The sequence below is a fragment of the Halomonas sp. AOP7-E1-9 genome, assembly GCF_052376035.1.
Lineage (GTDB): Bacteria > Pseudomonadota > Gammaproteobacteria > Pseudomonadales > Halomonadaceae > Vreelandella > Vreelandella citrativorans.
The window spans coordinates 1-479 of sequence record NZ_JBQSVC010000097.1 but is presented as its reverse complement, the minus strand read 5'-3'; the positions used below and the strand labels follow the sequence as shown (position 1 = coordinate 479).

The 479-nt window shown below is 56.2% G+C and carries 1 protein-coding gene; it reads right to left on the bottom strand.

The features are described from left to right. Nucleotides 1–380: transposase (locus ACT3R4_RS18465; protein ID WP_496201306.1), on the bottom strand; the 380-nt coding region annotated here is incomplete at its 3' end. Between the last annotated feature and the right edge of the window lie 99 nt (nt 381–479).

Below are 479 nucleotides of genomic sequence, written 5' to 3'. Positions count from 1 at the left end.
TCATGGGCCTTCACTATTGCTTGCCGATCGGCGTTCTGCTCCACCCGGCACAGCGTCGACTTGCCTGCCAGCGTATCCTCTTCACCGAGCGCTGTCTGAAGGGCCTGATCATAGCGCAGGGCCTCATGGTCGTTGAAATCTTCATAGCCAGCGGCGACACCGAACACCCGCTGACGAACCAACGTGTCGAGCTTATGACGAACCTGTTCCGGTGCGCGGGGATCATGAAGCACGGCGGCCAAGCGGCGTGTCAGGCGATGCTGTTTATCGACTTCACGAAGCAGGAGTAATCCGGCGTCCGACGTAATGTGGCCCCCGGAGAAGTCGGCTTCAATTTGGCGGCGTGAGAGTGGCGAGAAGGTCAGCTTTTCAGGTACCATTTTGGAAGCGGCTGTTGGTGCTTGATGGATTGGTTAGGTTCTTGAAATCATAGCACTTTCAGCCGCTTTCTTTTATACCCTGTGAGAAATCCGGGCTAG